The organism is Corallococcus praedator (assembly GCF_003612125.1).
Classification (GTDB): Bacteria; Myxococcota; Myxococcia; order Myxococcales; family Myxococcaceae; genus Corallococcus; species Corallococcus praedator.
Map to the genome: position 1 here is coordinate 1 of NZ_RAWI01001302.1, position 405 is coordinate 405.

Genomic DNA, 405 nt, shown 5'->3' on the forward strand with positions numbered 1-405 from the left:
GGTTAAATGTGCATCTTGTTTCTCGCTGCGTTCCGGGCAAAATTTGCGTCGTGCCCTACTACAACTTGGCAGTCAAGCAGATGGCGTTTAATAGCTATGTGGTTGGATTTCAGTATGATTGTCCTCGCCCAGAAATTTGCGAGCAGCGCCTTGTTCTCAATGAGTCTGTGATTCGCGATCGCACCGATCACTTCATTCCTCACTGGCCTCATCCAACCTTAAAGCCCCGCGATCGATCGCGAGGTACGAAAGTCGAAACTGTAGTTTTCAAAGGCAGCATTCTCAATCTTGCTGAGCCATTTCGGAAGCCATCATTTACCCGTCAGCTTCAGGCTTTGCAAGTTAATTTGACGCTTAGCTCAGAAGATCAAAGCAATCAGTTTCAAGACTGGAGCGACTACGCTC

The 405-nt window shown here is 47.9% G+C and carries 1 protein-coding gene; it reads left to right on the top strand.

Annotation, left to right across the window (positions count from 1 at the left end):
• Nucleotides 1–50: 50 nt before the first annotated feature.
• Nucleotides 51–405, top strand: a 355-nt coding sequence (locus D7Y13_RS45520) for a hypothetical protein (RefSeq protein WP_208734730.1), incomplete at its 3' end; no start/stop codon positions are given.